Origin of the sequence: uncultured Intestinimonas sp., from assembly GCF_944387245.1 — a bacterium.
In the GTDB taxonomy this organism is placed as follows: Bacteria; Bacillota; Clostridia; order Oscillospirales; family Oscillospiraceae; genus Intestinimonas.
The window spans coordinates 1-26865 of the sequence record NZ_CALXEE010000024.1; the positions used below are offsets into that span (position 1 = coordinate 1).

22 protein-coding genes are annotated in these 26865 nt (G+C 63.0%); 18 read left to right on the forward strand and 4 right to left on the reverse strand.

The genetic code is table 11. From position 1 onward, the window contains the following. Positions 1–9: 9 nt before the first annotated feature. A complete protein-coding gene (locus Q0K15_RS04970; protein ID WP_294513167.1) occupies positions 10–1002 on the reverse strand; it encodes a WYL domain-containing protein in 993 nt (330 codons plus the stop codon). A 302-nt stretch (positions 1003–1304) separates the two neighbouring features. Between Q0K15_RS04970 and Q0K15_RS04975 the strand changes: the two genes are divergently transcribed. The 11 genes from Q0K15_RS04975 to mnmE all read left to right on the forward strand — a co-directional run bounded on the left by Q0K15_RS04975 (position 1305) and on the right by mnmE (position 14706). Next, positions 1305–2393, forward strand: a complete 1089-nt coding sequence (locus Q0K15_RS04975) for a dipeptide epimerase (protein WP_294513170.1) — start codon at positions 1305–1307, stop codon at positions 2391–2393. A 106-nt stretch (positions 2394–2499) separates the two neighbouring features. Beyond that, positions 2500–4428, forward strand: a complete 1929-nt coding sequence (locus tag Q0K15_RS04980; protein WP_294513173.1) for a peptide ABC transporter substrate-binding protein — start codon at positions 2500–2502, stop codon at positions 4426–4428. A gap of 135 nt (positions 4429–4563) precedes the next feature. Then, positions 4564–5505, forward strand: coding sequence for an ABC transporter permease (locus Q0K15_RS04985; protein WP_294513176.1), 942 nt, complete (start codon positions 4564–4566; stop codon positions 5503–5505). Then, complete coding sequence (locus Q0K15_RS04990) at positions 5506–6549, forward strand: ABC transporter permease (protein ID WP_294513179.1); 1044 nt, start codon at positions 5506–5508, stop codon at positions 6547–6549. 12 nt (positions 6550–6561) lie between these two features. Beyond that, positions 6562–7623: an ABC transporter ATP-binding protein gene (locus tag Q0K15_RS04995; protein WP_294513182.1), complete on the forward strand. Its 1062-nt coding sequence runs from the start codon at positions 6562–6564 to the stop codon at positions 7621–7623. Next, positions 7610–8548: an ABC transporter ATP-binding protein gene (locus Q0K15_RS05000; protein ID WP_294513186.1), complete on the forward strand. Its 939-nt coding sequence runs from the start codon at positions 7610–7612 to the stop codon at positions 8546–8548. The genes Q0K15_RS04995 and Q0K15_RS05000 overlap by 14 nt, the downstream gene beginning before the upstream one ends. A gap of 36 nt (positions 8549–8584) precedes the next feature. Further along, positions 8585–9508: an LD-carboxypeptidase gene (locus tag Q0K15_RS05005; RefSeq protein ID WP_294513189.1), complete on the forward strand. Its 924-nt coding sequence runs from the start codon at positions 8585–8587 to the stop codon at positions 9506–9508. Further along, a complete protein-coding gene (locus Q0K15_RS05010) occupies positions 9505–10326 on the forward strand; it encodes a serine hydrolase (RefSeq protein WP_294513192.1) in 822 nt (273 codons plus the stop codon). Before Q0K15_RS05005 ends, Q0K15_RS05010 begins: the two co-directional genes overlap by 4 nt. Before the next feature lie 6 nt (positions 10327–10332). Then, positions 10333–11151, forward strand: a complete 819-nt coding sequence (locus tag Q0K15_RS05015) for an SH3 domain-containing C40 family peptidase (protein WP_294513195.1) — start codon at positions 10333–10335, stop codon at positions 11149–11151. 161 nt (positions 11152–11312) lie between these two features. Next, complete coding sequence (locus tag Q0K15_RS05020; RefSeq protein ID WP_294513198.1) at positions 11313–12713, forward strand: NAD(P)/FAD-dependent oxidoreductase; 1401 nt, start codon at positions 11313–11315, stop codon at positions 12711–12713. A gap of 598 nt (positions 12714–13311) precedes the next feature. After that, the gene (gene mnmE, locus Q0K15_RS05025; RefSeq protein WP_294513201.1) at positions 13312–14706 is read left to right on the forward strand and encodes a tRNA uridine-5-carboxymethylaminomethyl(34) synthesis GTPase MnmE; all 1395 of its coding nucleotides are present in this window, start codon (positions 13312–13314) and stop codon (positions 14704–14706) included. Between the two features lie 230 nt (positions 14707–14936). On the opposite strand, the gene Q0K15_RS05030 is transcribed toward mnmE, so the two are convergent. The 3 genes from Q0K15_RS05030 to Q0K15_RS05040 form a co-directional block, all read right to left on the reverse strand. Next, on the reverse strand, positions 14937–15752 hold the full coding sequence (locus Q0K15_RS05030) for a DUF3021 family protein (RefSeq protein WP_294513204.1): 816 nt from the start codon (positions 15750–15752) through the stop codon (positions 14937–14939). A gap of 14 nt (positions 15753–15766) precedes the next feature. Next, complete coding sequence (locus Q0K15_RS05035) at positions 15767–16204, reverse strand: LytTR family DNA-binding domain-containing protein (RefSeq protein ID WP_294513208.1); 438 nt, start codon at positions 16202–16204, stop codon at positions 15767–15769. Between the two features lie 91 nt (positions 16205–16295). Beyond that, positions 16296–16460: a hypothetical protein gene (locus Q0K15_RS05040; protein WP_294513211.1), complete on the reverse strand. Its 165-nt coding sequence runs from the start codon at positions 16458–16460 to the stop codon at positions 16296–16298. Between the two features lie 345 nt (positions 16461–16805). Here Q0K15_RS05040 and Q0K15_RS05045 point away from each other — a divergent pair, with 345 nt between their 5' ends. The 7 genes from Q0K15_RS05045 to ggt all read left to right on the forward strand — a co-directional run bounded on the left by Q0K15_RS05045 (position 16806) and on the right by ggt (position 26822). Beyond that, complete coding sequence (locus Q0K15_RS05045; RefSeq protein WP_294513214.1) at positions 16806–17747, forward strand: ABC transporter permease; 942 nt, start codon at positions 16806–16808, stop codon at positions 17745–17747. Between the two features lie 15 nt (positions 17748–17762). Then, positions 17763–18680, forward strand: coding sequence for an ABC transporter permease (locus Q0K15_RS05050; RefSeq protein ID WP_294513217.1), 918 nt, complete (start codon positions 17763–17765; stop codon positions 18678–18680). 64 nt (positions 18681–18744) lie between these two features. Further along, the gene (locus Q0K15_RS05055; protein WP_294513221.1) at positions 18745–20346 is read left to right on the forward strand and encodes an ABC transporter substrate-binding protein; all 1602 of its coding nucleotides are present in this window, start codon (positions 18745–18747) and stop codon (positions 20344–20346) included. Positions 20347–20554: 208 nt separating this feature from the next. Next, entirely contained in the window at positions 20555–22153 is a 1599-nt protein-coding gene (locus Q0K15_RS05060) for an ABC transporter substrate-binding protein (protein ID WP_294513224.1), read from the forward strand. A gap of 145 nt (positions 22154–22298) precedes the next feature. Beyond that, the gene (locus tag Q0K15_RS05065) at positions 22299–23276 is read left to right on the forward strand and encodes an ABC transporter ATP-binding protein (protein ID WP_294513227.1); all 978 of its coding nucleotides are present in this window, start codon (positions 22299–22301) and stop codon (positions 23274–23276) included. Further along, on the forward strand, positions 23273–24850 hold the full coding sequence (locus tag Q0K15_RS05070; RefSeq protein WP_294513230.1) for an oligopeptide/dipeptide ABC transporter ATP-binding protein: 1578 nt from the start codon (positions 23273–23275) through the stop codon (positions 24848–24850). The genes Q0K15_RS05065 and Q0K15_RS05070 overlap by 4 nt, the downstream gene beginning before the upstream one ends. Before the next feature lie 343 nt (positions 24851–25193). Further along, positions 25194–26822, forward strand: a complete 1629-nt coding sequence (gene ggt, locus Q0K15_RS05075; protein WP_294513233.1) for a gamma-glutamyltransferase — start codon at positions 25194–25196, stop codon at positions 26820–26822. The last annotated feature ends 43 nt before the right edge of the window (positions 26823–26865 follow it).

Consider the following 26865-nt stretch of genomic DNA (forward strand, 5'->3'; position numbering starts at 1 on the left):
GCCCTTTGTTCATTGGTCCTGCCCCAGGGCGGCCCGGAGCTGCTGCCGGTAGTCCTCCACCGCCCAGTCGGGGGCGGTGAGGGCCACCCCCTCTCCCAGGCCGAAGAGCCAGCCGTAAAACTGGGGGGAGACCACCGCGTCCACGGTAAGGGTGAAGTGGTCGGGGCCGTCAGGGACCAGAATGACCTCCTGGCCAAATCGGTCCAGCATCACCCCCACCATGCTGTTGGCGCAGCGCAGGCGGACCTTGCCCTCCCGGCCGCTGAACATGCCGAAGTGCTTGGCGGCATAGGCCGCCATGTCGAAGCTGGACCGGTCCAGGTCCTCCCCCTCCTCCAGCCTCAGGCAGGTGACGGCCAGCTCCGCCATCTTGTCCACCCGGTAGTGGCGGACCTCCTTCTTGGCGCCGTCCCAGCCCACCAGGTAGTAATTTTCGCTGTTCCAGATGAGACCGTGGGGAAAGACGGTGTACCGCCGGCCGCCCCGGCGAAAGACCTTCTCCTTCTTCACGTCGTAATCGAAGTAGCGGAAGGTCACCGCCTTTCCGGCGGCCAGGGCGGTGTGGAGCTTGTCAATGGAGTAGTAGACGCTCTCGTTCATGGTCTTGACCCGACGGTCCACGTAGACCTGTCGCTGGAGCTGCCGGGCCTGGTGGACGCTGGTGAGGCCCTCCAGCTTGCGGATGAGGTCGTCACTCTTCCGTTTTGTGATGAATTTGCAGGACTGCACCGCGTCCACCAGCAGTTTGAGCTCCGGAAGCTGGAAGGCCCTGCCTCCCACGAACCAGCCCGGGTCCTTTCCCTTGCGGCTCTGAACGTCCAGACCGGTCTGCCGCAGCACCTCCATGTCGTCGTAGATGCTCTTGCGCTCCGCCGGGATCCCCTGGGCCGCCAGACCGTCGATCAGCGCCTGGGTGGTCAAGGGATGCTCCTCATCCGTGTGTTCCAGCAACATCCGCTGGAGCACCAGGAGCTTCTGCTTTTGTCCCGCACCTCTGGCCATCGGACATCGCCTCCTCTCTGTCCCTCTATCTTACCAGAATAAAAGTCCTAAAAAAAGGACTTTTATAAAACTTGGAAGAAAATCCTTTTGGGGGGTGGCTGCCCAACAATGCAGCTTTGCCAAGTAAAAATTGCATGTGTCAGGAGTTGAAGTGGGGGTGAGAGGTTGGTCGCGGTCAGTTTGTCTCTTTACAAGCAGGGAAAGACATGGTACAATTCACCTAAGTGAAGTCTCAGAGTGAAATATACTTTCAAATCATGAAACTTGGAAATTATGAAATTTCATTTCAGGGGGTATAACCCATGGTGATTCAGGATATACGGACCGGGCGCATTTCCCTGCCGCTGCGCCACCCCTTCAAAACGGCCCTGCGCACCGTCACCCATCTGGAGGATGTGGTGGTGATGGTGGTGGCCGACGACGGACAGGTGGGCTACGGCGAGGCGCCCCCCACCGCCGTTATCACCGGCGACACCATGGGCTCCGTGGAGTGCGCCGTCCGCGACTTCATCCGCCCCGCTCTGGTGGGCATGGAGGTGGAGGACCTGGACGGGGTGATGAAAAAGCTCCAGGCCTGCATGGTGAAGAACACCACCGCCAAGGCGGCGGTGGACATGGCGCTCTACGACCTCTGGGGCAAGCGGTACGGCATCCCGGTGTGGCGGGCCCTGGGCGGCGCCCAGCGGGAGCTGGAGACCGACCTCACCATCTCGGTGAACCCGGTGGAGGAGATGGTGAAAGACAGCCTGGAGGCGGTGGAGCGGGGCTACCGTATCCTGAAGATCAAGGTGGGCAAGGACCCCAAGGCCGATGTGGAGCGGATGGCCGCCATCCGCGGCGCGGTGGGTCCCGACGTGAAGCTCCGGGTGGACGCCAACCAGGGCTGGCGGGCCAAGGAGGCGGTGGCCATCATCTCGGCCATGGAGGACAAGGGACTGGACATCGACCTGGTGGAGCAGCCCGTGCCCGCCCACGACCTGGAGGGCATGGTCTATGTGACCAGCCGGGTGCAGACCCCCATTCTGGCTGACGAGTCGGTCTTTTCCCCCGCCGACGCGGTGGAGATCATCCGCCGGGGGGCGGCCGACCTTATCAATATTAAGCTCATGAAGACCGGCGGCATCTGGCAGGCCCTGAAGATCTGCGACGTGGCCGAGATCTACGGCGTGGAGTGCATGATCGGCTGTATGCTGGAGTCCCGGCTGTCGGTGGCCGCCGCCGCCCATCTGGCGGCGGGCCGGAGCGTCATCACCCGCTGCGACCTGGACGGGCCCTCCCTGTGTGCCGAGGACCCCTTCGCCGGCGGGCCGGTCTTTGACGAGGCCGTCATCCGCATGAGCGACGACCCCGGCATCGGCGTGATCAACGTCCCCTGTGAGGACTGGCATTGAGCCAAAGAGGGGCTCTCTTTTTTCGCATCAGCGCCGCGTGGCGGCTTTTGATGGACCCAGCGGGCGGACGGACCGCCCCAAAATCAAAAGGAAAGAAGGAGAAAGCATGAAAAGAACCACCCGATGGACGGCCCTCCTGCTGGCCGGCGCCATGACCCTGAGTCTGGCCGCCTGTGGCGGCGGCGATGAAGGCGGAGACAGCCAGGCCTCCACCACCTTCCGCGAGCTGTACGCCTCTGAGGCCACCACGCTCAACTATCTGGTGACCTCTCAGGCCACCGAATTTGAGCTGTGCGCCAACTTCGTGGACACCCTGATCCAGTACGACGAATTCGGCGTGGCCCATGGAGGTCTGGCCACCGACTGGACCACCAGTGAGGACGGCCTCACCTGGACCTTTACCCTCCGGGAAGGGGTGAAGTGGTACCGCAGTGATGGCTCCGAATACGCCGACCTCACTGCCCAGGACTTCGTCACCGGCCTCCAGTACGTCTGTGACCCCGCCAACGACTCCAAGACCTTCGACATTGTTTCCAGCGTGGTGAAGAACGCCCAGGAGTACTACTCCGGCGCCGTTACCGACCCCAATGAGATCGGTGTCCGCGCAGTGGATGACATGACGGTGGAGTACACCCTCAATGCCCCCACCCCCTATTTCCTGTCCATGCTCAGCTATGTGTGCTTTATGCCCGTGAACGCCGACTTCCTGGCCGAGGTCGGGGACCGCTTCGGTACCAGCGCCGACACCCTGCTCTACAACGGCGCCTATATCTGCCAGGAGTTCAACCCCCAGGAGAACCAGCTGTGGGTGAAGAACCCCAACTACTGGAACGCCGACAACGTCTACATCGAGCGCATCGAGCGCACCTACAACAGCGAGGCCAACAAGCTGGCCCCCGACATGTATAAGCAGGGCTCCGTGGACCAGGCCAAGATCCCCGCCGAGCTGCTGGAGGCCTGGCTGGAGGACGACACCACCAAGGATATGGTTCGTCCCACCCGCAGCTCCTATTACACCTACTGGTGGCTCTTCAACTTCGATCCCAAGATGGACGAGGCCTTTGAGCCCGACAACTGGAAGATCGCCGTCAACAACGAGGCCTTCCGCCTCTCCATCGCCCACGGCATTGACCGTCAGAAGGCCGAGTACCCCTACGAGCCCTACAACACCGAGGCCAACCTGATCCGCACCATCACCCCCGAGGGCTTCGTGGACTACAACGGCGTGGATTACACCCAGATGGGCGATCTGGCCGCCATCTCCAACACCGATCCCTTCAACGAGGAGCTGGCCCTGCAGTATAAGGAGCAGGCCGTGGAGGAGCTCACCGCCGCCGGCGCCACCTTCCCCATCAAGATCCTCATGCCCTACAACCCCGCCACCCCCTACTGGGGCGAGAGCTGCCAGATCATTGAGCAGCAGCTGGAGAGCCTGCTGGGCACCGACTACATCGACATCACCGTGGAGGCCGGCCCCTCCACCAACTTCCTGGCCGAGGTCCGTAAGAGCGGCGAGTACTCCCTGATGCTGTGCAACTGGGGTCCTGACTACGCCGACCCGGAGACCTACTCCGACCCCTGGAGCCTGGGCTACACCTACAGCTGGCCTGAGCTCACCACGCAGTCTGACCTGCTGACCGGCTACATCTACACCGAGGAGGATATGGCCGCCGGCGTCTTCGACGAGGAGAAGTTCATCGGTACGCCTGAGACCGTCTACATCAAGATGGTCCAGGAGGGCAAGGACGAGAAGCTGGACATTGAGAAGCGCTACACCGCCTTTGCCAACGCTGAGGCCTTCCTTATCAACCACGCTATCGTCATCCCCTTCCACCGCCAGGCCGACAACGGCTACGTGGTCTCCGACCTGTCCGTCTTCGACCGGCCCTTCTCCCCCTTCGGCGTGTCCAGCTATCGCTATGAGGGTGCCCACCTGCTGGATACCCCCATCAGCATGGACGAGTACTACGCCCAGTATGATCAGTGGGAGGCCGACCGCCAGGCTGCCCTGGAGGCCGCTGCCGCTGAGAGCTGATCCCCCGCGCCGGGCAAGAGGGGCGTGTCCGCATTCCGGACACGCCCCCGCCGCCCGGGCTTTGTATGTTGAGACGAGAGCGTTTTCAGCGCTCTCGTCTCAACATACAATCTGTATCCCGAAAGGAGCGCCCCCATGCTGAAATACATATTAAAACGCCTGGCCTTCGCTGTGGTGGCACTTTTCATCATCACGGCTGTCATCTTCTCCCTCATGCGCCTCATGCCCATTGAGGGCTACTTCCCCAACTTCGACAAGATGACCCCGGAGATGATTCAGAACGGCCTGGAGAACCTGGGACTCACCGATCCCCTGCCGGTGCAGCTGTTCCGGTTCTATCGGGACCTGTTCCACGGCGACCTGGGCACCTCCTGGATCTACCAGCCCAACGTGCCCGTCACTGAGATCCTGGCCCGGAAGATTCCCGTCTCCCTTACCCTGGGCTGCATGGCCATGGTCCTCTCCCTGGTGGTGGGCATTCCACTTGGTGTGGTCATGAGCCGCTACAAGGGCCGTCTGCCCGACAAGCTGGGCACCGGCTTCATCGTGCTGCTCAACGCTGTGCCCGTGGTGGTCTACTATCTGGTCATCCAGATGGTGGGCTCCCGTTCTCTGGCTCTGCCCATGCTATACAGCCGCTCTGACCCCACCAGCTGGATTCTGCCCATCCTGTGCCTCTCCCTGGCCAACATTGCCGAGTACGCCATGTGGATGCGCCGGTATATGGTGGACCAGCTCAACTCCGACTATGTGAAGCTGGCCATGGCCAAGGGCGTCTCCCGCCGGGACATCATGTACCACCACGTCCTGCGCAACGCCTTCGTGCCCATCATCCAGCTGCTGCCCACCTCCTTCCTGAACACCATCATCGGCTCCATTTACGTGGAGTCCCTGTTCTCGGTGCCTGGTATGGGCGGACTGTTGGTGGACGTCATCAAGCGACAGGACAACGCCATGGTCCAGGCCTTGGTGCTCATCTTTGCCAGCGTGGGCATTCTGGGGCTGCTGCTGGGCGATTTCTTTATGACATTGGCCGACCCGCGCATCAAGCTGGGTCAGGAAAGGGGGGGACGCTAAATGCCGCAGATCGGAAAACGCAAGCTGGACAAGCTGGCCACCTCTCTGGAGGAGGACCTGGCGAAGAAGGCCAAAGGCCTCACCCAGGCCGAGATCGACGCCCTGGACCCCCAGCTCTTTACTCTGGCCGACTATGACGCCGCCGCCGCCGAGCGGACAGGCTACTCCAACTACTCTTACTGGCGCTCCACCCTGCGCATTTTCTGGCGCAACAAGGTCGCCCGCCTGCTCATCATCCTGCTGGGGCTCATGCTCCTCTTTACCTTTATCCAGCCCTTCCTCCCCGACCAGAAGGACCCCACCGAGATCTTTTACAACGAGGAGACGGGCATGCCCCTCTCCAATAAGCAGCCCGGCGAGGTAGAGGGCTTCATCCTGGGCACCAACAACCTGGGCCAGGACCTGTGGTCCCGGACCTGGTACGCCACCCGGACCAGCCTCTTCATCGGCTTCGTGGTGGCCCTCTCCGAGTGTATCATCGGCATCACCGTCGGGGTGCTGTGGGGCTATGTGCGCCGGCTGGATCAGTTCCTCACCTCTGCCTACAACATCGTGGACAATGTACCCCGGACCATCATCCTCATCCTCATCTCCTACATCCTGCGGCCCTCTATGAGCACCATCATCCTGTCCATGTGCCTGGTGGGGTGGCTGAAGATGGCACGGTATGTCCGTAACCAGGTGGTCATCATCCGGGACCGGGACTATAACCTGGCCTCCCGCTGCCTGGGCAGCAGCACGCCCCGTATCGTCTACCGCAACCTGTTGCCCTATCTGGTGTCCATCATCATGCTCCGGGCCGCCCTGGCGGTGCCCACCGCCATCACCGACGAGGTCTTTCTCACCTACATCGGCCTGGGCCTGCCCGTCTATACCCCCTCCCTGGGCACCCTCATCATCGCCGGTAAGGCCCTGATGACCACGCCCTCCCTGAGCTATCAGCTCATCATCCCCTGTGTGGCCCTGTCCTTCGTCACCGTCTGCTTCTATGTCATCGGCAACGCCTTTGCCGACGCGGCGGACCCGAAAAATCACGTCAGCTGAGGAGGTGTGCAGATGGAACAAAAAGAACATGACGTCATTTTGTCGGTCCGGGATCTGAATGTGAAATTCACCCTCCGGGGCCGCACCCTGCACGCCATCCGCGACGTCTCCCTGGACCTCTATCAGGGGGAGTCCCTGGCCATCGTGGGCGAGTCCGGCTCAGGTAAGAGCGTCTTTACCAAGACCTTTATGGGTCTCACCGATCAGAACGGCACCATTGAAAGCGGCACGATTCATTATCAGAACGGCATGGATCTGGCCAAGCTGCGCACCGAAAAGGAGTGGCAGGCCATCCGGGGCAAAGAGATCGCCATGGTCCTCCAGGACCCCATGACCTCCCTCAACCCCCTCAAGACCATCGGCAAGCAGATCGAGGAGGCGGTGGTCCTCCACCAGGGCCTCAAGGGCGAGGCGGCCCGGAAGGTGGTGCTGGAGACCCTGACCCATGTGGGCATCGACGATCCGGAGCGCCGTTACAAGCAGTATCCCCATGAATTTTCCGGCGGCATGCGCCAGCGGGTGGTCATTGCCATCGCCATCGCCTGCCGGCCCAAGATTCTCATCTGTGACGAGCCCACCACCGCTCTGGATGTGACCATCCAGGCCCAGATCCTGGAGCTCATCAAAGCCCTTCAGAAGCAGTACGGCCTCACCACCATCTACATCACCCACGACCTGGGGGTGGTGGCCAACGTGGCCGACCGCATCGCCGTGATGTACGCCGGGGATATCGTGGAGATCGGCACCTGTGAGGAGGTCTTTTACGACCCCCGTCACCCCTACACCTGGGCGCTGCTGTCCTCTCTGCCCCAGCTGGGCATCAAGGGGGAGCCCCTCTACTCCATTGCCGGCGCGCCCGCCAACCTCTTTAACGAGGTCAAGGGCGACGCCTTTGCCCCCCGGAATCCCCAGGCCCTGAAGATCGATTTTGTGGAGCGGCCTCCCTACTTTGAGGTCAGCCCCACCCACAAGGCCCGGACCTGGCTCCTGGACCCCAGGGCCCCCAAGGTGGAGCCGCCGGAGCATATCAAACAGCTCAGAGAACAGGGGGTGCGTCTGCGTGGTCAAGCCTGACGCCAACGTCCTGCTGGACGTCAAGGACCTGTGCGTGGACTTCGGCTCCCGCCGCAAGCCCTTCCACGCCGTGAAACATGTCTCCTTCCAGATCCACAAGGGGGAGACCTTCGGCCTGGTGGGTGAGTCGGGCTCCGGCAAGACCACCATTGGCCGGGCCATCATCCGCATCCATCCCACCTCCGGCGGCGAGGTGTGGTTCCAGGGAGAGAAGATCAACGGAAAAGTGAGCCACGAGGTGGACCGCACTGTTACCCGGAAGATCCAGATGATCTTCCAGGACCCCATGGCCTCCCTCAACGAGCGGGCCAAGGTGGACTACATCGTCTCCGAGGGCCTCTATGCCCAGAAGCTCCACCTCACCCAGGCCCAGCGGGAGGAGAAGGTGGCCAAGGCCCTCAGCGACGTGGGCCTCCTGCCCGAGTTCGCCAGCCGCTTCCCCCACGAGTTCTCCGGCGGCCAGCGCCAGCGCATCGGCATCGCCCGGGCCCTGATCCTGGACCCGGAGTTCATCATCGCCGATGAGCCCATCTCCGCCCTGGACGTCTCCATCCGGGCCCAGGTCCTCAACCTCATGTCCAAGCTCCAGAAGGAGCGGGGCCTCACCTATCTTTTTATTGCCCATGACCTCTCTGTGATGCGCTTCATCTGCGACCGCATCGCCGTCATCTACAAGGGAGAGCTCCAGGAGCTGGCCGAGACCGAGCAGCTCTTTGCCCATCCCCTCCACCCCTATACCCGGGCCCTCCTCTCTGCCATTCCCCAGCCCGACCCCATCTCTGAACGGCAGAAGGTGCTGGAGGTCTACGACCCCAGCTGTCACGGCTACTCCGACCAGAATCCTCCCCTGTGGGAGGAGGTGGAGTCCGGCCACTTTGTCCGGGGCAGCCGGGCCGAGCTGGACGCCTACCGGGCCAAGCTGTAAGCTGCCACTTCACCAGATATTGGATGTGACCAGGAAATGATCGTTCCCAACCCCCTTTATCCCGGCGCCCGGGTAGCCCTGGTGGCCCCCAGCTCCGCCGTGGCCGCCGACCGGCTGGGGCCCGCCCAGGACGCCGTGAAGGCCTTGGGCCTGGAGCCGGTGCCTTACCCCTCCTGCTACGCCACCAGCCGCCATGGCTACTTTGCCGCTGACGACGTCCAAAGAGCCTCCGACCTCCAGGCCGCCTTCGCCGATGACTCCATCGACGGAGTGCTCTGCCTCCGGGGGGGCTACGGAGCCCACCGTCTCCTCCCCCTGCTGGACCTGGACGCCATCGCCCGCCGCCCCAAGCTCTTCGCCGGGTACAGCGACATTACCGCCCTCCATACCGCCTTCAACCAGATCTGCGGCTTTGTCACCTTCCACGCACCCATGCCCGCCTCCGACTACTACCAGCCGGTGGACGAGCTCACCATGTCCCGGCTGCGGCGCTGTCTCTTCGGCTCCCTGGGCGGGCCGGTGGAGAACCCCGCCGGGCGGCCCCTCACCGCCCTCTCCCCGGGCAGCGCCATGGGGCGGCTGTGCGGCGGCAATCTGTCCCTGCTGGCCGCCTCCCTGGGTACCCCCTGGGAGATCGACACGAAGGGAAAGCTCCTCTTCCTGGAGGACGTGGGGGAGAAGGTCTACCGCATCGACGGCATGCTCACCCAGCTCCGGAACGCCGGAAAATTCCGGGACTGCGCCGGGGTGATCCTGGGGGACTGGACAGACTGCCCACCCGAGGACCCGGAGCGGTCCCTCACCCTGGAGGAGGTCTTCCGGGAGCTCATCGTCCCCGCGGGCAAGCCGGTCATAGCCGGCCTGGCCTGCGGCCACAGCCTGCCCAACCTGTCCCTGCCCCTGGGCGCCATGGCCGCCATGGACGCCGATACCGGACGACTGGAGGTGCTTCCGTCATGACGGAGCAAGCATTGGATACCTATCTGAAACAGGAGATCGCCGCCTTCCCCTGCAAGACCGCCGTGCTGGTGGGCGAGGTGGAGAGCGGCAAGGTCCTCTGGGCCCTGGAGCCGGACACCCAGGTGGTGTCGGCCTCCACCATCAAGGTACCGGTGCTCCTGGCCGCCCTGGAGGAGGTGCGGCAGGGCCGGCTCTCCCTGGGGCAGACCCTGGACCTGCCCGCCGAGGTGCTGTTGGAGGACTCCCAGGTCTTTGAGTACGGCCCCACCAGCCGCTCCCTGTGGGAGCTCCTCTACTGGATGATCGTGGAGAGCGACAACACCGCCACCAATCGGGTCATCTCCACCGTGGGCTACGACGCCATCAACGCCTACGCCCGGGAGGTGCTGGGTCTCCGGCACACGGTGTGCCAGCGGCAGATGCTGGACTGGGACGCCATCGCCGCCGGCCGGAACAACTACACCTCCGCCGCCGACCAGTTTGCCCTCTACCGCAAGCTGTGCCGGGGGGAGATCCTGAACGAGTCCCTCACCGCCGTGGCCCTGGACATGCTCCGCCGCCAGCGGTCCATGGACGACATCCTGCGCTATAACCCCTACCCCGTGGACTTCGCCCACAAGACCGGCGGCCTGGACTACCTCAGCCACGACGCCGGCGTTTTCTTCCAGCCCGGCGGCGACTGGTTCCTGGGCATCTTCACCTGGGACGGCCCCAGCCCCGAGGGCGACAACCGCCAGAAACAGTTCATCGGCCGGCTGGGCAAGGCCATCTACGACACCTACGGCGCTCCGGCGCCGGCATTCTGCACGGGAGGCTAAACGGATATGAAAGCCATCGTGATCGAACCCGTCTGTCCCCTTATGAGCCGGCCCCAGCTCCAGTGCGAGCGGGCCGACGAGGTCCTGGCCGGCATGGTGGTGGAGCTCCTGGAGGAGGTCCGCCCCGGCTGGTACCTGGCCCGGGTGCCCTACCGCTACGAGGGCTACCTCCAGGCCGAGCACGTCCTCACCGGCGACCACCTGGTCCGCCGCTGGACTGAGCGGCCCAAGCAGGTGGTGCTGAAGGGCATCTGCGACGTTCTCTCCGGCCCCGCCGTAACCTGCTTCCCCCTGGCCACCCTCACTCGGGGTGCCATCCTCTCCCCGGTGGGTACCCCCAACGCCGACGGCTGGCTCCGGGTGGAGCTGCCTGACGGCCGGGAGGGCTATACGAAATGTAGTTTCCTTGGGGAATATTACGAAAAACCCCGGTTTGAGGACCCGGAACAGCTGCGGAAGGCAGTGGTGGAGACCGCCCTCACCTACCAGGGTGCCCACTACCGCTGGGGCGGCAAGACCCCCATGGGCATTGACTGCTCGGGCCTGGTGTCCATGAGCTACCTCCTCAACGGGGTGGTCATCTACCGGGACGCCAACATCGTGGAGGGCTTCCCCGTCCACGAGATCCCCCGGGCAGATATGCAGCCCGGCGACCTCCTCTTCTTCCCCGGCCACGTGGCCATGTATCTGGGGGAGGGAAAGTACCTCCACTCCACCGCGAAAAACGGCAGCGACGGCGTGGTCATCAACAGTCTCAATCCCACCGACCCGGACTACCGGGCCGACCTGGACCAGGGCATGACCGCCGTGGGCACCGCCTTTTAAGTTTCCGAGCACCTGAGCATGCTCAGCGCCCCTCCCTGACGGGAGGGGCGTTTTTTGCGGAGAAGTGGCGTAGACTTGACAAAACATGATATACTATACTAGAAGTAGTATGTCCCCATGGATATGGGACGGAAAGAACAGACAAAGGAGAAGAGCACATCATGAGCGAGAGATACGACGTTGCCATCATTGGCTGTGGAGAGGCCGGTATCTACGCAGGTTACGAGCTGATGAAACAGAACCCCGGACTGAAGGTGGTGGTCCTGGAGCAGGGCCGGGACATTTACAGCCGGAGTTGCCCCATCGTGGCGGGAAAGGTGAAGGACTGCATCCAGTGCAAGGTCTGTGACACCATGTGCGGCTTTGGCGGCGCCGGCGCCTTCTCCGACGGCAAGTTCAACTTTACCACCGCCTTCGGCGGCTGGCTCACCGACTTCATGGACGCCAAGGAGGTCATGGACCTCATCGAGTATGTGGACTCCATCAATGTGGCCCACGGTGCCACCACCGAGATGTTCTCCACCGCCACCCCCGAGGCCAAGGCCCTGGAGAAGAAGGCCCTGGAGTTCGACCTCCACCTGCTCCAGGCCCGGTGCAAGCACCTGGGTACCGAGAAGAACCTGCTCATCCTGCAGAACATCTACGAGGACCTGAAGAAGGGCATTGAGTTCCGGTTCAATACCACCGTCAAGACCATCGACGCCGCCGACGGCGGCTACCGCCTGGGGCTGGAGAAGGGGGAGGATGTGTGCTGCGACTGGCTCATCGCCGCCCCCGGCCGCTCCGGGGCCGAATGGTTTGCCAACGAGTGCAAGCGCCTGGGCATCCCCCTCATCAACAACCAGGTGGACATCGGCGTGCGGGTGGAGCTGCCCGCCCGGGTCTTTGAGCACATCACCAATGTGGTCTACGAGTCCAAGCTGGTCTACCGCACCAAGCAGTACGGCGATCAGGTCCGCACCTTCTGCATGAACCCCTACGGTCACGTGGTGGCCGAGAATGTGGAGGGCATCAACACGGTGAATGGCCACTCCTACGCCGACCCCGCCCTCCAGAGCGAGAACACCAACTTCGCCCTGCTGGTGTCCAACCGGTTCACCGAGCCCTTCAACGAGCCCTACCGCTACGGCAAGCACATTGCCTCCCTCAGCAACATGCTGGCCGGCGGCGTGCTGGTCCAGCGCTTCGGCGACCTGGTGAAGGGCATGCGCACCAACGCCCACCGGATGAGCAAATCCTTTACCCGGCCCACCCTCACCGCCGCCGTCCCCGGCGACCTGAGCCTGGCTCTGCCCAAGCGGCAGCTGGACGACATCATCGAGATGATCTACCAGCTGGACAAGATCGCCCCCGGCACCGCCAACTATGACACCCTCCTCTACGGCGCCGAGGTGAAGTTCTACTCCTCCCGCCTCACCCTCACCCCTGAGCTGGAGACCAAGCTGCCCGGCATGTTCGCCATCGGCGACGGCGCCGGTATCACCCGCGGCCTGGCCCAGGCGGGCGCCTCGGGTGTCAAGGTGGCTCAGGTGATCTCCCAGCGCCTGCGGGAGAAGGTCTAAGGCGGTCTAACCGCACAAAACCCGCCGCCTGCGGCGGGAACCGGAGCAGAGCCCAGCGCAGCGGGTCTGCTCCGGAGAGGAGGAGCAAGGGAGCGGAGTGAGAAATGCCCGGCAGGGCATTTTGAACGGTGCGGACTTTGCGACGACGAGGCTCAGGTGATCTCCCAGCGTCTGCGGGAAAAGGTCTGAGGCAGATCTGACAGGAACCGGAGCAAAGCCCAGCGTAAGCGGGAGAGGGCCTCGCAGAGTTCCGTCGTCCGCAAGCTGCATCTCTTCAAAAAATGCTTGCATTTTTGAGAGAGCCTGCCGGCATTTGCCGACAGGCTCAGAAGCGCCGCCAAACGGCGGCGCTTTTTTCTACATTGAATATTCGGGTGGTATTCATTTGCAGTCCACATGCGCCCCAGAGAGAAAGCGGCTTTCCACAAGGGTTTTCCACATTTTCCACAGGGTTATCCACATATGTTTATGTAAACGTGGAAAAGTGGATTATTCATAGGGGTAGACATAAAACGACTGTCAAGGGGAAGTTACGCGGCATTTTCGCCAAATTTACAAAAGGCCATAAAGACACGGAAATGTAAGGGAGGTTCGGATCATGTCAGAGCTCATCGCGGCCATCTCCACACCGGCGGTGCCTTCCGCCATCGGAGTCCTGCGGCTGTCGGGGCCGGGGGCGGTGGAGTGTGCCGACAAGGTTTTCCGGGCCAGGAGCGGGAGGTCCCTTACCGGTACGGAGGACCGGCGTCTGGTGTACGGCTCCCTGTTGGACAGGGAGGGGAACGTCATCGACCAGGTGCTGGCCACGGTGTCCCGGGCCCCCCACAGCTACACCGGGGAGGACACGGCGGAGCTCCAGTGTCACGGGGCCCCGGTGGTCCTCTCCCTGGGCCTGGAGGCCCTCTACGCCGCCGGGGCCCGGCCAGCCAGGCCGGGGGAGTTTACCCAGCGGGCTTTCCTCAATGGCAAGCTGGACCTGACCCAGGCCGAGGCGGCGGCCGACCTGCTGGAGGCGGAGACGCCCCAGGCCGTCCGGACGGCGGCGGGGCAGCTCACCGGGGCCCTGTCCCGGAGGGTGGAGGGTATTTACAGCGGTCTGGTGGACCTGCTGGCCCACTTCCACGCCGTGCTGGACTACCCCGACGAGGACATCGACCCCTTCCGTGCCCAGGAGCTGGAGGAGGCTCTGGAGACGGCGGAGCGGGGGCTGGAGGACCTGCTGGCCACCTACGACCGGGGGAAGTTTTTGACCCGGGGGGTGCCCTGCGCCATCGTAGGCCTGCCCAATGCGGGCAAGTCCTCCCTGCTCAATGCCCTGCTGGGCTACCAGCGGGCCATCGTCACCGACATCCCCGGCACCACCCGGGACACGGTGGAGGAGCGGTGCGTGGTGGGGGGTGTGCTGCTGCGGCTCATCGACACGGCGGGGCTCCGGGACACCGACGACCCGGTGGAGCGGCTGGGGGTGGAGCGGAGCCGGGCGGCCCTGGCGGAGGCCGAGCTGGCCCTGGTGCTCATGGACGGCTCAGACACCGGGGCAGACCCGGACCGTATGGCGGCCGAACTGGCCCTTTGGGAGGAGGCTGCCGCCCACTGTCCGCGGGTGGTGCTGGTGCTCACCAAGGCCGACCTGCCCCAGGGCCGGGACCGGGGCTTTTCCGTCCACGGGGAGGAGGCGTCGCCGGTGGTCCGGCTCAGCGCCAAAACGGGGGCCGGGCTGGAGGACCTGGGGGCGGCGGTGGCCCGGCTCTTTCCCCAGGGGAGCGGCGGCGAGGCCGGGGCCATGCTCACCAATGCCCGGCAGGCCCAGGCGGCCGGGGCGGCTCTGGCCGCCCTACGGGAGGCCGAGACGGGACTCCTGGCCGGGGTCACCCCCGACGCCGTCCTCACCGACGTGGAGGGAGCCCTGGAGGCCCTGGCCGAGCTCACCGGCCGGGCGGTCCGGGAGGACGTGGTGGAGCGTATCTTCTCCCGCTTCTGCGTCGGCAAATAGTCCTTTTTCTTGGAAGAAAAAGGACCAAAAAGAACTTTGGTACCGCTCTGGGACTGGGTAGAGACGGCATCGTCTGCGCCCGGTGACGATGGGTCAATGAAATAGGGAACGAACAGCGGGCGCTGCCATCGGCAGCGCCCGCTGTTTTATCTTTTCCGGAGAGATATATGGGGTGCGGCCTCCTGGACGCGCCCACGGAACCACAGGACGAGGGGATGGAAAGGTGAGTCTCATTTCCGCTTGCCCCTCCTCCGGGCCAATAACCAGCCGGTCAGTTCCCCCAGCCCGGCGGCGCAGAGGGTCACGGCGCAGAAGGAGAGGGCGCTGGTGTTATAGACCAGGGGGACGGCGGCCAGGAAGCAGAGGGCGCACAGTGGGGGGTAGAGGGGGCAGAAGCCCTTCCGCCGGGCCAGGGAGAGGCCGGAGCAGAAGCTGCCTACGGGGAGGAGCAGGTAGAGATAGACAAGACCGGTGAGCACCGGCACATCGGGGGCGTCAAAGAGGGAAAGTCCGGCGGGGAGCAGAAAACAGAGGAGGAGGGCCAAGGGGACATAGGGCAGAGTCTCCTTCCACTTCAAGGGAGAGGGGCCTGGGGAGAGCCCCAGCCGTTCCCGGATGGCGGCCACCTCGGCGTACCAGCCTACCCAGCGTCCCAGCCAGATCAGTAGATAGACCAGGGCCAGGAGGAGAAGGAAAAAGGGGATTTGGGCGGCCTGAAAGTTGAGGAGAACCCACAGGGAGAGGGTGGCGGCCATGGCGGCGAAATGGAGAAAGGTGCGGCGGACCAGGGCGGGGCCATCGTCGGCGAAGGGGAGGGTGGCCACGCCGATCTCGGCGCCGAAGGCGAACCAGAGGAGCAGGCCCAGGGCCGCTCCCAGGGTTTCAGGCACCTGGCTGTTGTAGCAGAAGGTGAAATCCAGGCGCAGGGAGCCGGTGAAGAGGGCGCCGGGCTGGGTGAGGAAGGCCAGGAGAAGGCAGCCGGCCAGCCCCAGGACGCCGCCGGCCAGACCGCGCTTGGCAGCCTGCCTTTTGTCGGAAAAGAGCACGGTAATCCCTCCTTTCAGAGGCCCAGGGCCTCTTTGATTTTTTTCACATACCGCCGGGAGACATAGCACACCGTGTCCCCGGCCAGAGTTATGCGGATGGTGCCGGTGAGGGAGAGGTCCAGGGCGGTGACCTTTTTGAGGTTGACGATCTCCGAGTGGGAGATGCGGACGAAGGTGTGCCGGTCCAGCCTGCCCTCCAGCTCATAGAGCCGCTCCCGCAGGTCGTAGACGCCCCGGAGGGTCTGGACCTTCACCCCCTTATCCTCCCCGTAGCAGCGGAGGATGTCCTCCGCCCGGAGGGGGATGGCGGTCTCCCCGTCCCAGGCCATGAGGAGGGCGTCCCGATTGGAGAGCCGGGCGGCCAGGGCCCGGACCTCGTCGGTCATGGCGGGGGCGGTGATGGTCACCGAGAGAACTGGGGCGGCGGGGTCAATGCGTACCTTTACGTCCATGAAAGCCCCCTCCTTTCACCCTCAGTATACGAAAAAGAGGACCGCCTGTCCACGAAAAGGGGACAGACGGTCCAAAAGTACACACAGACGGTCATTCCTGAGGGAAAGCGGCGCTCTGGCACTGGGCCAACTCCCATTCCAGCATGGCCAGGTCGTTGCAATTTTTCTGGGGTAGTTCATGGATGTCCTGCCGCTCCAGATAAATGTTCTGGAAGATCCGTATAAAATCCAGTGCCTCACGTCTGAGTGCCTCCATGGGGGGCCTCCTTTCGACCACGGAAAATACGGTCTGTTCTTTCCAACGTTGAGAATATCATAAATGTTTTACGCCTTATTCTGGAAGGACCAATTTGTCAAAAAGTTCTAAACGATGGACACAAGAGCGGAAAAATAAATGAAACAAAATTCCAAATTGTAAGCTAATTTGCTAAAAATATTTATTGTGGTCAGTCTGAAATTGTAGAAAATAGAAACTTTAACAATATGCTACTGTAAAGTGTTGCAAAATTTTGTTGCGCGATTTATCATTATAAGCAATTATTGCCGCACGGTTGACCGCCAGGGACGGACCGTGGGCGCTCATCTCTCGGGAGGCGTCGTCATGCGAAGATACATCATCAAGCGGATCCTGCTGATGTTCCTGCTGCTGCTGGGCATGAGCTTTATCGTATTCGCCAGCCTTTACATTGCTCCGGGTGACCCGGCGGCCATGGTGGCCGGGCCCAGTGCCACCGATGCCGACATCGAAGTGGTCCGGGCCAGTCTGGGTCTGGATAAGCCCTTCTTTGTGCAGTATTTCATTTATTTAAGGAATCTGCTCACCCTGAACCTGGGCACCTCCTACACCACCCGGCAGCCCATTCTGGATGAGATCCTGGTCCGCCTGCCCAACACCCTCAACCTGGCCACCGCCAGTATTATCATTGCGGTTCTGGTGGGCATCCCCTGCGGCATCATCACCGCCCTGAAGAAGGACAAGCTCACCGACAACATCCTCACCACCGGCTCCCTGGTGGGCATTTCCATCCCCAACTTCCTGCTGGGCACCCTGCTGATGTATGTCTTTGCGGTAAAGCTGGGCTGGCTGCCCACCGGCGGCATGACCCACTACTTCTGGACGCCCACGGGCTTGCGGGAGGCCATCCTCCCCGCCATTGCCCTGAGCACCGCCACCGTGGCCAGCTTTACCCGCATCGGACGCTCCGCCATGCTGGACGTGCTCCAGTCCGACTACATCCGCACCGCCAAGAGCAAGGGCCTGAAGAGGAGCACCATCATCTTCGGCCACGCCCTCCGCAACGCCCTTATCCCCCTGGTGACCCAGTTCGGCACCAGCTTCGGCGGCCTGCTGGGCGGCGCCATCATCACCGAACAGGTCTTTGTCATCAACGGTGTGGGCACCTATCTCATCACCGCCATCAACAACCGCAACTACCCTGTGGTCCAGAGCACGGTCCTGGTCATTGCCACGATCTTCATTGTCATCAACCTGATCGTGGATATCCTCTACTGCGTCATCGACCCGCGGATCAGCTACGAATAAGGAGGGACACACACGATGGACAACAAACACGGAAACCCCATCCGCGTGGCCTTTCGAAAGCTCTTTCAGAACAAGCTGGCCACTCTTTGCTTTATCATTCTGATCCTGGAGATCGTCCTGGTGGTTCTGGCCCCCGTCATTGCCCCCTACGGCTATGACGAGCAGGACCCCTCCATCCGCCTGCGGCCCGGCTTCTGGGCCCAGTGGACCGTGGTCTCCGCCCCCGAGGCCCCCGGCTATAATCCCAACGAGCAGTATGTCCCCGGCCACATCCTGGGTACCGACGACTACGGCCGGGATGTCCTCTCCCGCCTCCTCTACGGCGGCCGGGTCTCCCTGATGGTGGGCTTTGTCTCCACCGCCATGGGCCTGGCGGTGGGCGTGGTATGCGGATTGCTTGCCGGCTACTACAAGCGGCTGGATAACCCCATCATGCGCGTCATGGACCTGCTCTTCACCTTCCCCGGCATCCTGCTGGCTATGCTCATCATCGCCATGCTGGGCGTCAACACCTTCAACGCCATGCTGGCCATCAGCATCTGGTCCATCCCCAGCTTTGCCCGGATGGTCCGCGGCAAGGTCCTCCAGGTCAAGGAGGAGGACTACATCATGGCCACCCGCAGTCTGGGCGCCAAGGACTCCCGCATCATCTTCATCCACATCCTCAAGAACTGCCTGCCCGTCATCATCGTCATCGCCACCATGCGTATGGCCACCTCCATCATCTCGATCTCCACCCTGAGCTATCTGGGTATGGGCGTGGTCCCGCCCCAGCCCGAGTGGGGCGGCATGATCGCCGCGGGCAAGCAGTACCTGTGGGATGCCCCCAGCCTCATCTTCATCCCCGGCATCGCCGTGATGATTACGGTGATCTGCTTCAACATCCTGGGCGACAAGCTCCGGGACATCCTGGACCCCAGTCTGAAGGACTGATTCCCAACCGATATGTCAGCCAAAGGCGGCGTCATATAAAACCAATCAAAAGGAGAGAAGAAAAATGAAGTTATGGAAAAAGCTGCTTACCCTCAGCGCGACCTGTGTTCTGTCTGTCTCTCTGCTGGCTGGTTGCAGCGGCACGACGACCCCCAGTTCTGCTGCGCCTGCCGGTACCGAAAGCGGCAATGAGGCCGCTGCAGGAGAGATGTTCAACATCGCACTCACTGCGCCCTTCACTGGTTTTGACCCCCTGCGGACCAACGATTCGGCTTCCACCTACGTCAACGCCCAGATCTACGAGACCCTCTACCGCATCGACCCCGAGACCGGCGAGAGCACCCCTCTGCTGGCCGCCGACCTGCCCGAGTACTCCGATGACGGCACCACCGTCACCATCAAGCTGCGGGAGGGCGTCACCTTCCACGACGGAACCCCCTTCAACTCTGAGGCTGTGAAGTACACCTTCGACCTCATCAAGGACCCCGACTTCGGTTCCGCCCGCGCCTCTATCGCCAACTCCATCGACTCCATGGAGTGCCCCGATGACTACACCATCGTCTTCCACCTGCTCTATGACGACGGCGTGTTCCTGGCCAAGCTGGCCCACACCAATGCGGCCATCGTCTCCCCCACCGCCCAGCAGAACCAGGACCTGATGACCCAGCCCTGCGGCACCGGTCCCTACAAGTTTGTCTCCTCCGTGTCCGGCTCCAACGTGGTGCTGACCCGGAACGAGGACTATTGGGGTGACCTGCCCGCCATCAAGGACATCACCATGACCATCATCTCTGACGAGTCCACCGCCGTGTCCCGGATGGAGACCGGCGAGGCCGACTTCATGCCCAACATCAGTGTGGAGCAGCTCTCCCGTGTGGAGAACAACTCCGCCCTCACCGTGGCCACCTCCGAGGCCGCTCAGGTCTACTATCTGACCATGCGCAGCACCTCCTCCGTCAACCCCATCATGGCCGAGAAGGACTTCCGCATCGCTCTGGCCAAGGGCATTGACAAGGAAGGCTATGTGGAGTATATGATGCAGGGCTACGCCGACGTGGCCACCTCCATCATCGGGCCCAAGATCGTGGGCTACGACGAGGAGGCCACCACCCACAACATCGCCTACGACCCCGAGGGCGCCAAGGCCATTCTGGACGAGCACCCCGGCTGGGCCGATGAGGAGATCACCTTCCTGGTGCCCTCCACCCCCGCCTACTCCAAGATGGGCGAGTATTTCCAGTCCAGCCTGACCGATGCCGGCTTCAACAACGTGAACATCGAGACCATCGACTGGTCCGCCTGGCTCACCGAGAGCAAGGTGGACAACCGCTTCGACATCACCCTGGCCGCCTGGTCCAACGTGACCCGCGACGGCTCTGAGCTCATGGAGCCCAACTTCCACTCTGTGAACGGCCAGCGCCGCGTGCGCCTGGATGAGGATGACTGGGCCCTGGTGGACAGCTACATCGAGGCCAGCAAGACCACCACCGACCTGGCGGTGCGTACCGAGAATCTGGTGGCCTGCAACGACCTGCTTCAGGACGAGGCCTATGTCCAGCCCATCTACCACTCCACCAACCTCTTCTGCTACAGCAGCGAGTACACCAACATCACCCGCGATCCCGGCGGCACCTTCTATGTGAAGGACTTCCAGTACGCCAGCTGAGCACCGCGCAGGTGTATGACAGGTCCCGGCGGGCCGCTCCGCCCGCCGGGAACCACTTTGTCACGTAGGACCCCCCTCGAAAAGGCGGCGCCTGACATGGGGGAGGATACCGGTGCTGCTCCGGCAGCCCTATCTCCCCGCTTTTTAGGTTGATATGCCCACCCATTGTGGTGACATATAACAAAATCAAAAGGAGAGAAAAGTAGAAATGAGATCCTGGAAAAAGCTGCTCAGCTTGACCGCGGCCTGCGCCCTGTCTGTCTCTTTGCTGGCCGGCTGCAGCGGCACCACCACCCCCGCCACCGAGACTTCCGCCTCCGGCAGCGGCGACACCGCTACCGACGGCAAGATGTTCAACGTGGCCCTCACCGCCGCCTTTACCGGTTTCGACCCCCTGCGGACCAACGACTCCGCCTCCACCTACGTCAACGCCCAGATCTATGAGACCCTGTACCGCATCGATCCCGAGACCGATGAGTATGTGCCTCTGCTGGCCGCCGATATGCCCCAGTATTCCGAGGACGGCCTCACCGTCACCGTGAAGCTGCGGGAGGGCGTCACCTTCCACGATGGCACCCCCTTCAACTCCGAGGCCGTGAAGTACACCTTCGACCTCATCAAGGACCCTGAATTCGGCTCCTCCCGCGCCTCCATTGCCGGCTCCATCGAGTCCATGGAGTGCCCCGACGACTACACCATCCTGTTCCACCTCCTCTATGAGGACGGTGTGTTTACCGCCAAGCTGGCCCACACCAACTCCGCCATCGTCTCCCCCACCGCCCAGCAGAACCAGGACCTGATGGTGGCCCCCTGCGGCACCGGCCCCTACAAGTTCGTCTCCTCTGTGTCCGGCTCCAACGTGGTGCTGACCCGGAATGAGGAGTACTGGGGCGAGAAACCCGCCATCAAGGACGTGACCATGACCATCATCACCGATGAGTCCACCGCCGTGTCCCGGATGGAGACCGGCGAGGCCGACTTCATGCCCAAGATCAGCGTGGAGCAGCTCTCCCGTGTGGAGAACAACTCCGCCCTCACCGTCACCACCTCCGAGGCCGCCCAGATCTACTACCTGGCCATGCGCGGTGACTCCTCCGTCAACCCCATCATGGCCGAGAAGGACTTCCGCGTCGCTCTGGCCAAGGGCATCGACAAGGAGGGCTATGTGGAGTACATGATGCAGGGCTACGCCGAGGTGGCCAACTCCGTCATCGGCCCCAAGATCTTCGGCTATGACCCCTCTGCCGAGGAGCACAACATCGCCTACGATCCCGAGGGCGCCAAGGCCATCCTGGACGAGCATCCCGGCTGGGCCGATGAGAAGATTACCTTCCTGGTGCCCTCCACCCCCGTCTACTCCAAGATGGGCGAGTACTTCCAGTCCAGCCTGACCAACGCCGGCTTCAACAACGTGAACATCGAGACCCTGGACTGGTCTGCCTGGATCACCGAGAGCCAGGTGGATAACCGCTACGACATCACTCTGGCCGCCTGGTCCAACGTGACCCGCGACGGCACCGAGCTGATGGAGCCCAACTTCCACTCTGTGAGCGGCTCCCGCCGTGTGCGCCTGAACGCCGAGGACTGGGCTCTGGTGGACAGCTACATCGACGCCAGTAAGACCACCTCCGACACCGCCGTGCGTACCGAGAACCTCCTCAACTGCAACGCGGTGCTCCAGGATGAGGCCTACATCCAGCCCATCTACAACTCCACCAACCTCTTCTGCTACAGCAACGATTATACCAACGTGACTCTGGATGCCGGCGGCACCTTCTACATCTGCGACTTCCAGTACGCCGCGTAAATCATCCGTATACTCCCGGTCCCCGGCGGGCGGCTGCCCGCCGGGTCCACCGGATCTTAAGACATATGGACATGTGTCTTAAGGTCTGTTCCCCGCCTCCGGCGGAGGCCAGACCTTAGGACACAGCAAGGAGGCAGATCTTCCTATGGGAAAAGTGCTTGAGGTGAAGGATCTGGTCACCACCTTCCGGATCGGCAAAAAGGAATACGAGGTGCTGCGGGGCATCTCCTTCGACATCAACGAGAACGAGACCGTATGCATGGTGGGCGAGTCGGGCTGCGGCAAGAGCGTCACCACCCTGTCCATCATGGACCTGCTGCCCAACAACGGCCGTGTGGTCTCGGGCAGCATCAAGCTCAACGGCCAGGAGCTTACCACCATGTCCCCCAAGGAGCGCAACGCGCTCCGGGGCAAGCAGATGGGCATGATCTTCCAGGAGCCCATGACCGCCCTCAATCCCCTGCTGACCATCGGCCGGCAGCTCACCGAGGGCCTGCGCCTCCACAAGGGGCTCAGCAAGGAGGAGGCCTGGAAGGTGGCCGTCACCTACCTGGAGAAGGTGGGCATCGCCAACCCGGAGGACCGGATGAAGCAGTACCCCTTCCAGCTCTCCGGCGGCCTGCGGCAGCGCATCATGATCGCCATGGTCATGGCGGTGGAGCCCAGCCTGCTCATCGCCGACGAGCCCACCACCGCCCTGGACGTGACCATCCAGAAGCAGGTGCTGGTGCTCCTCAACAAGCTCAAGAAGGACGTGAGCACCGGCGTCCTCTTCATCACCCACGACCTGGGCGTGGTGGCCGAGATCGCCGACCGGGTCATCATTCTCTACTCCGGCCGGAAGGTGGAGGAGGGCAGCATCGAGACCATCTTCGCAAAGCCCCTCCACCCCTACACCATCGGCCTTATGAAGGCGGTGCCCAACGTGGACGAGGATGACTTCGACATCCAGCCCATCCCCGGCACCTTCCCCAACATCACCGAGGACATCGGCGGCTGCCGGTTCCACCCCCGCTGCCCCTACGCCACCGAGCGGTGCCGGACGGAGGTCCCCGCCGAGCTGGAGATCGAGCCCGGCCATCTGGTATGCTGCCACAAAGTGGAGGAGGAGCACAGGAAATGAGTGACGAGAGAAAGGTGCTTCTGGAGCTCAAGAAGCTGAAAAAATACTTCCCCGTCCGCCGGGGCGTGAGCATCAAGGCCCTGGAGGACGTGTCCTTCTCCATCTACGAGGGGGAGAAGTTCGGCGTGGTGGGCGAGTCGGGCTGCGGCAAGTCCACCCTGGGCCGCGTCATCCTCCAGCTCTACCCCCAGACCAGCGGCGCGTGCATCTACCACGGCCGCACCCGGGACGAGATGTGCCCCAAGTACCTGGCCAAAGAGGTGGCCAAGCTGCCCGAGTACCAGAAGAAGGCCGGGGAGTTCTATCAGAAGTCCCTGGAGGTGGACAAGAAGGCGGAGGCCCTGAAAAAGGAGATCGACGCCCTCTCCGCCCTGGGCTCCAACAAGGAGGTCAAGAAGGAGGCCGCCCTCCAGAAGAAGCTCAGCGCCCTGGAGTTCAAGTCCAAGGAGCTGAAGAAGGACGCCTCCCGGCAGCTGCGTGAGGGCTCCCGCACCGTGGGTTCCCTCATTCTCTGCAAGGACCTGCCCGCCATCCAGGCCCTCTACGACAAGGCCCAGAAGGAGACCGCCCAGGCCTCCGAGGCCATCCGGAAGTTCCGGGAGCTGGAGAAACAGTACGAGGAGGGACGGGTGGCCGGCAAGGCCGACGCCGCCCTCAAGGAGAAGATGGAGGCCGCCCATAAGGAGGCCCAGGGCCACGTGGAGGCCGCCAAGGGCTTCCGGGTGAAGGCCTGGCAGGACTACCACGGCAGGGACATCCTCCCCATCACCGAGCGCACTCTGGACCCCGCCTACCAGACCAAGCTGGACGGCAACTATGAGACCGGCATCAACCTGGGCAAGCTCACCAAGGAAGAGATGCGGGATATGCGCCGGGAGATGCAGATGATCTTCCAGGACCCCGCCGCCAGTCTGGACCCCCGGCAGTCCATCGGCAAGTCCATCGAAGAGGTCTACGTCATCAACACCGACTACCCCGCCGATGTGCGGAAGGAAAAGGTGATGGAGCTGCTGGAAAAGGTGGGCCTGAAGCGGGAGCACTACTACTCCTATCCCCACGCCCTCTCCGGCGGCCAGAAGCAGCGGGTGGGCATCGCCCGCGCCATCGCCCTGGACACCAAGTTCGTGGTGCTGGACGAGTCGGTTTCCGCTCTGGACGTGTCCGTCCAGGCCCAGATCCTCCAGCTCCTCAACGAGCTGAGCGTGGAGAAGCACCTCACCTACTTCTTCATCACCCATGACCTGGGCGTGGTCAAGCACTTCTGCGACCGGATCGTGGTCATGTACCTGGGCAACGTCTGCGAGCTGGCCGAGAGCAAGGAGCTCTTCCACAACCCCCTCCACCCCTATACCGACTCCCTGCTGGCCGCCGTGCCCCGGCTGAAGATCGGCCAGGAGCACTCCACCGAGTCGGTGCTGGAGGGCGACGTGCCCAGCGCCATGAATCCTCCCAAGGGCTGCCCCTTCCACACCCGCTGCTCCAAGTGTATGGACATCTGCACCAAGGAGAAGCCCCCCATCGTGGAGCACGAGCCCGGCCACTTCGTGGCCTGCCACCTCTACGACAAGAAATAAGGACCACTTTCATTTCCTGGAGCGCAAAGCGCTCCAGGAAATTGAGTCTGTCGACAAAGTCGACAGACTCTCTCGCACGTGCAAGCACGTGCTCGAAGGGGATGCAGGCCGCTGCATCGCACTCGCTGCGCTCGCACATTTGCGGCCTGAGCAGTGTTTTTCCCGACGCACATGTCGCCGGGAAAAACAAACTGCACGTTTTTCCGTCGTCTGCGGACGACGGAACTCTGCGAGGCTTTTCCATAGAACACAACGCTGAACATTTTTTGACACATTTCATTTCCTGGAGCGCAGAGCGCTCCAGGAAATGGCATATTATCACAATTTACAAGGAGGCTGTCCCATGTACACGCCCTTCGACCCCGTCTACCAGCCCTACACCTCCCAGCGCTACCCCCTCTACGCCCGGGGTGGTATGGTGAACTGCTCCAGTCCCCAGGCCGCCGCCGCCGGTCTGGAGGCCCTCTGGAACGGGGGCAACGCCATGGATGCCGCCGTGGCCGCCGCCGCCGCCCTCACCGTGGTGGAGCCCTCCGCCAACGGCATCGGCTCCGACGCCTTCGCCCTGGTGTGGTCGGCCAAGGACCAGAAGCTCTACGGCCTCAACTCCAGCGGCCCCGCCCCCATGGCGGCCTCCATCGAGAAGCTGCTGGCCGACGGCAGCGATGAAAACGGCAAAATGCCCACCTATGGCTGGACCCCCGTGACGGTACCCGGCGCCCCCAAGGCCTGGGCCGAGCTGACCCGCCGCTTCGGCCGCCGGACCCTGGCCCAGAACGTGGCCCCCGCCGTCCGCTACGCCCGGGAGGGCTACCCCTGCTCCCCCAACCTGGCCGTCATGTGGAAGCGGGCCTTTGACAAGTTCCAAAAGACCTGCACCGGTCCCGTCTTTGACGAGTGGTACAAGACCTTCACCCCCGAGGGCAAGCCCTATGAGGCGGGGGACCTGATCCGCCTGCCCAACCACGCCGACACCCTGGAGGCCATCGGTGAGACCGACGCCGCCGCCTTCTATACCGGGGAGATCGCCAAGAAGATCGACGCCGACAGCAAGCAGTTCGGCGGCTACCTGCGGTACGAGGACCTGGCCGCCTATGAGCCCAAGTGGGTGGAGCCCATCACGGTGGACTACCACGGTTATCAGGTCTGCGAGATTCCCCCCAACGGCCAGGGCATCGTGGCCCTCATGGCCCTCAACATCCTCAAGGAGTTTGACTTCCCCGAGAAGGAGAGTGCCCTCACCTACCACCGCCAGCTGGAGGCCATGAAGATGGCCTTTGCCGACGCCTTCCACTATGTCACCGACCCCGACCACATGGAGCTGGACTACCACCGGCTCTTAGACCCCGCCTACGGTGCCCAGCGCGCCGCCGAGATCGGGGAGACCGCCCAGGTCTATACCCACTCCATCCCCCCCAAGAGCGGCACCGTCTACCTCTGCTGCGCCGACGGGGAGGGCAACATGGTCTCCTTCATCCAGTCCAACTACATGGGTTTTGGCTCCGGCGTGGTGGTCACCGGCACCGGCGTCTCCCTCCAGAACCGGGGCCACGACTTCTCCCTGGACGAGAAGGATGCCAACGCCCTCAAGCCCGGCAAGCGGAGCTACCACACCATCATCCCCGGCTTCCTCATGAAGGACGGCAAGGCGGTGGGTCCTTTCGGCGTCATGGGCGGCTACATGCAGCCCCAGGGCCACGTCCAGGTGGTCATGAACTATGTGGACTTCCACCTGGACCCCCAGCAGGCCCTGGACGCCCCCCGCTGGCAGTGGATGCGGGACAACACCGTCACCGTGGAGACCCGGTTCTCCATGGAGATGGCCCGCAAGCTCCAGCGCATGGGTCACGACATCCGGGCCGATCTCTCCACCCCCAGCTTCGGCCGGGGCCAGATGATCGTCCGGCTGGACAACGGCGTGCTGGTGGGCGGCACCGAGTCCCGCACGGACAGCAACATCGCCTGTTACTAAAAAGTATAAAAAATGGCCTGCACCCCCAGGGTGCAGGCCATTT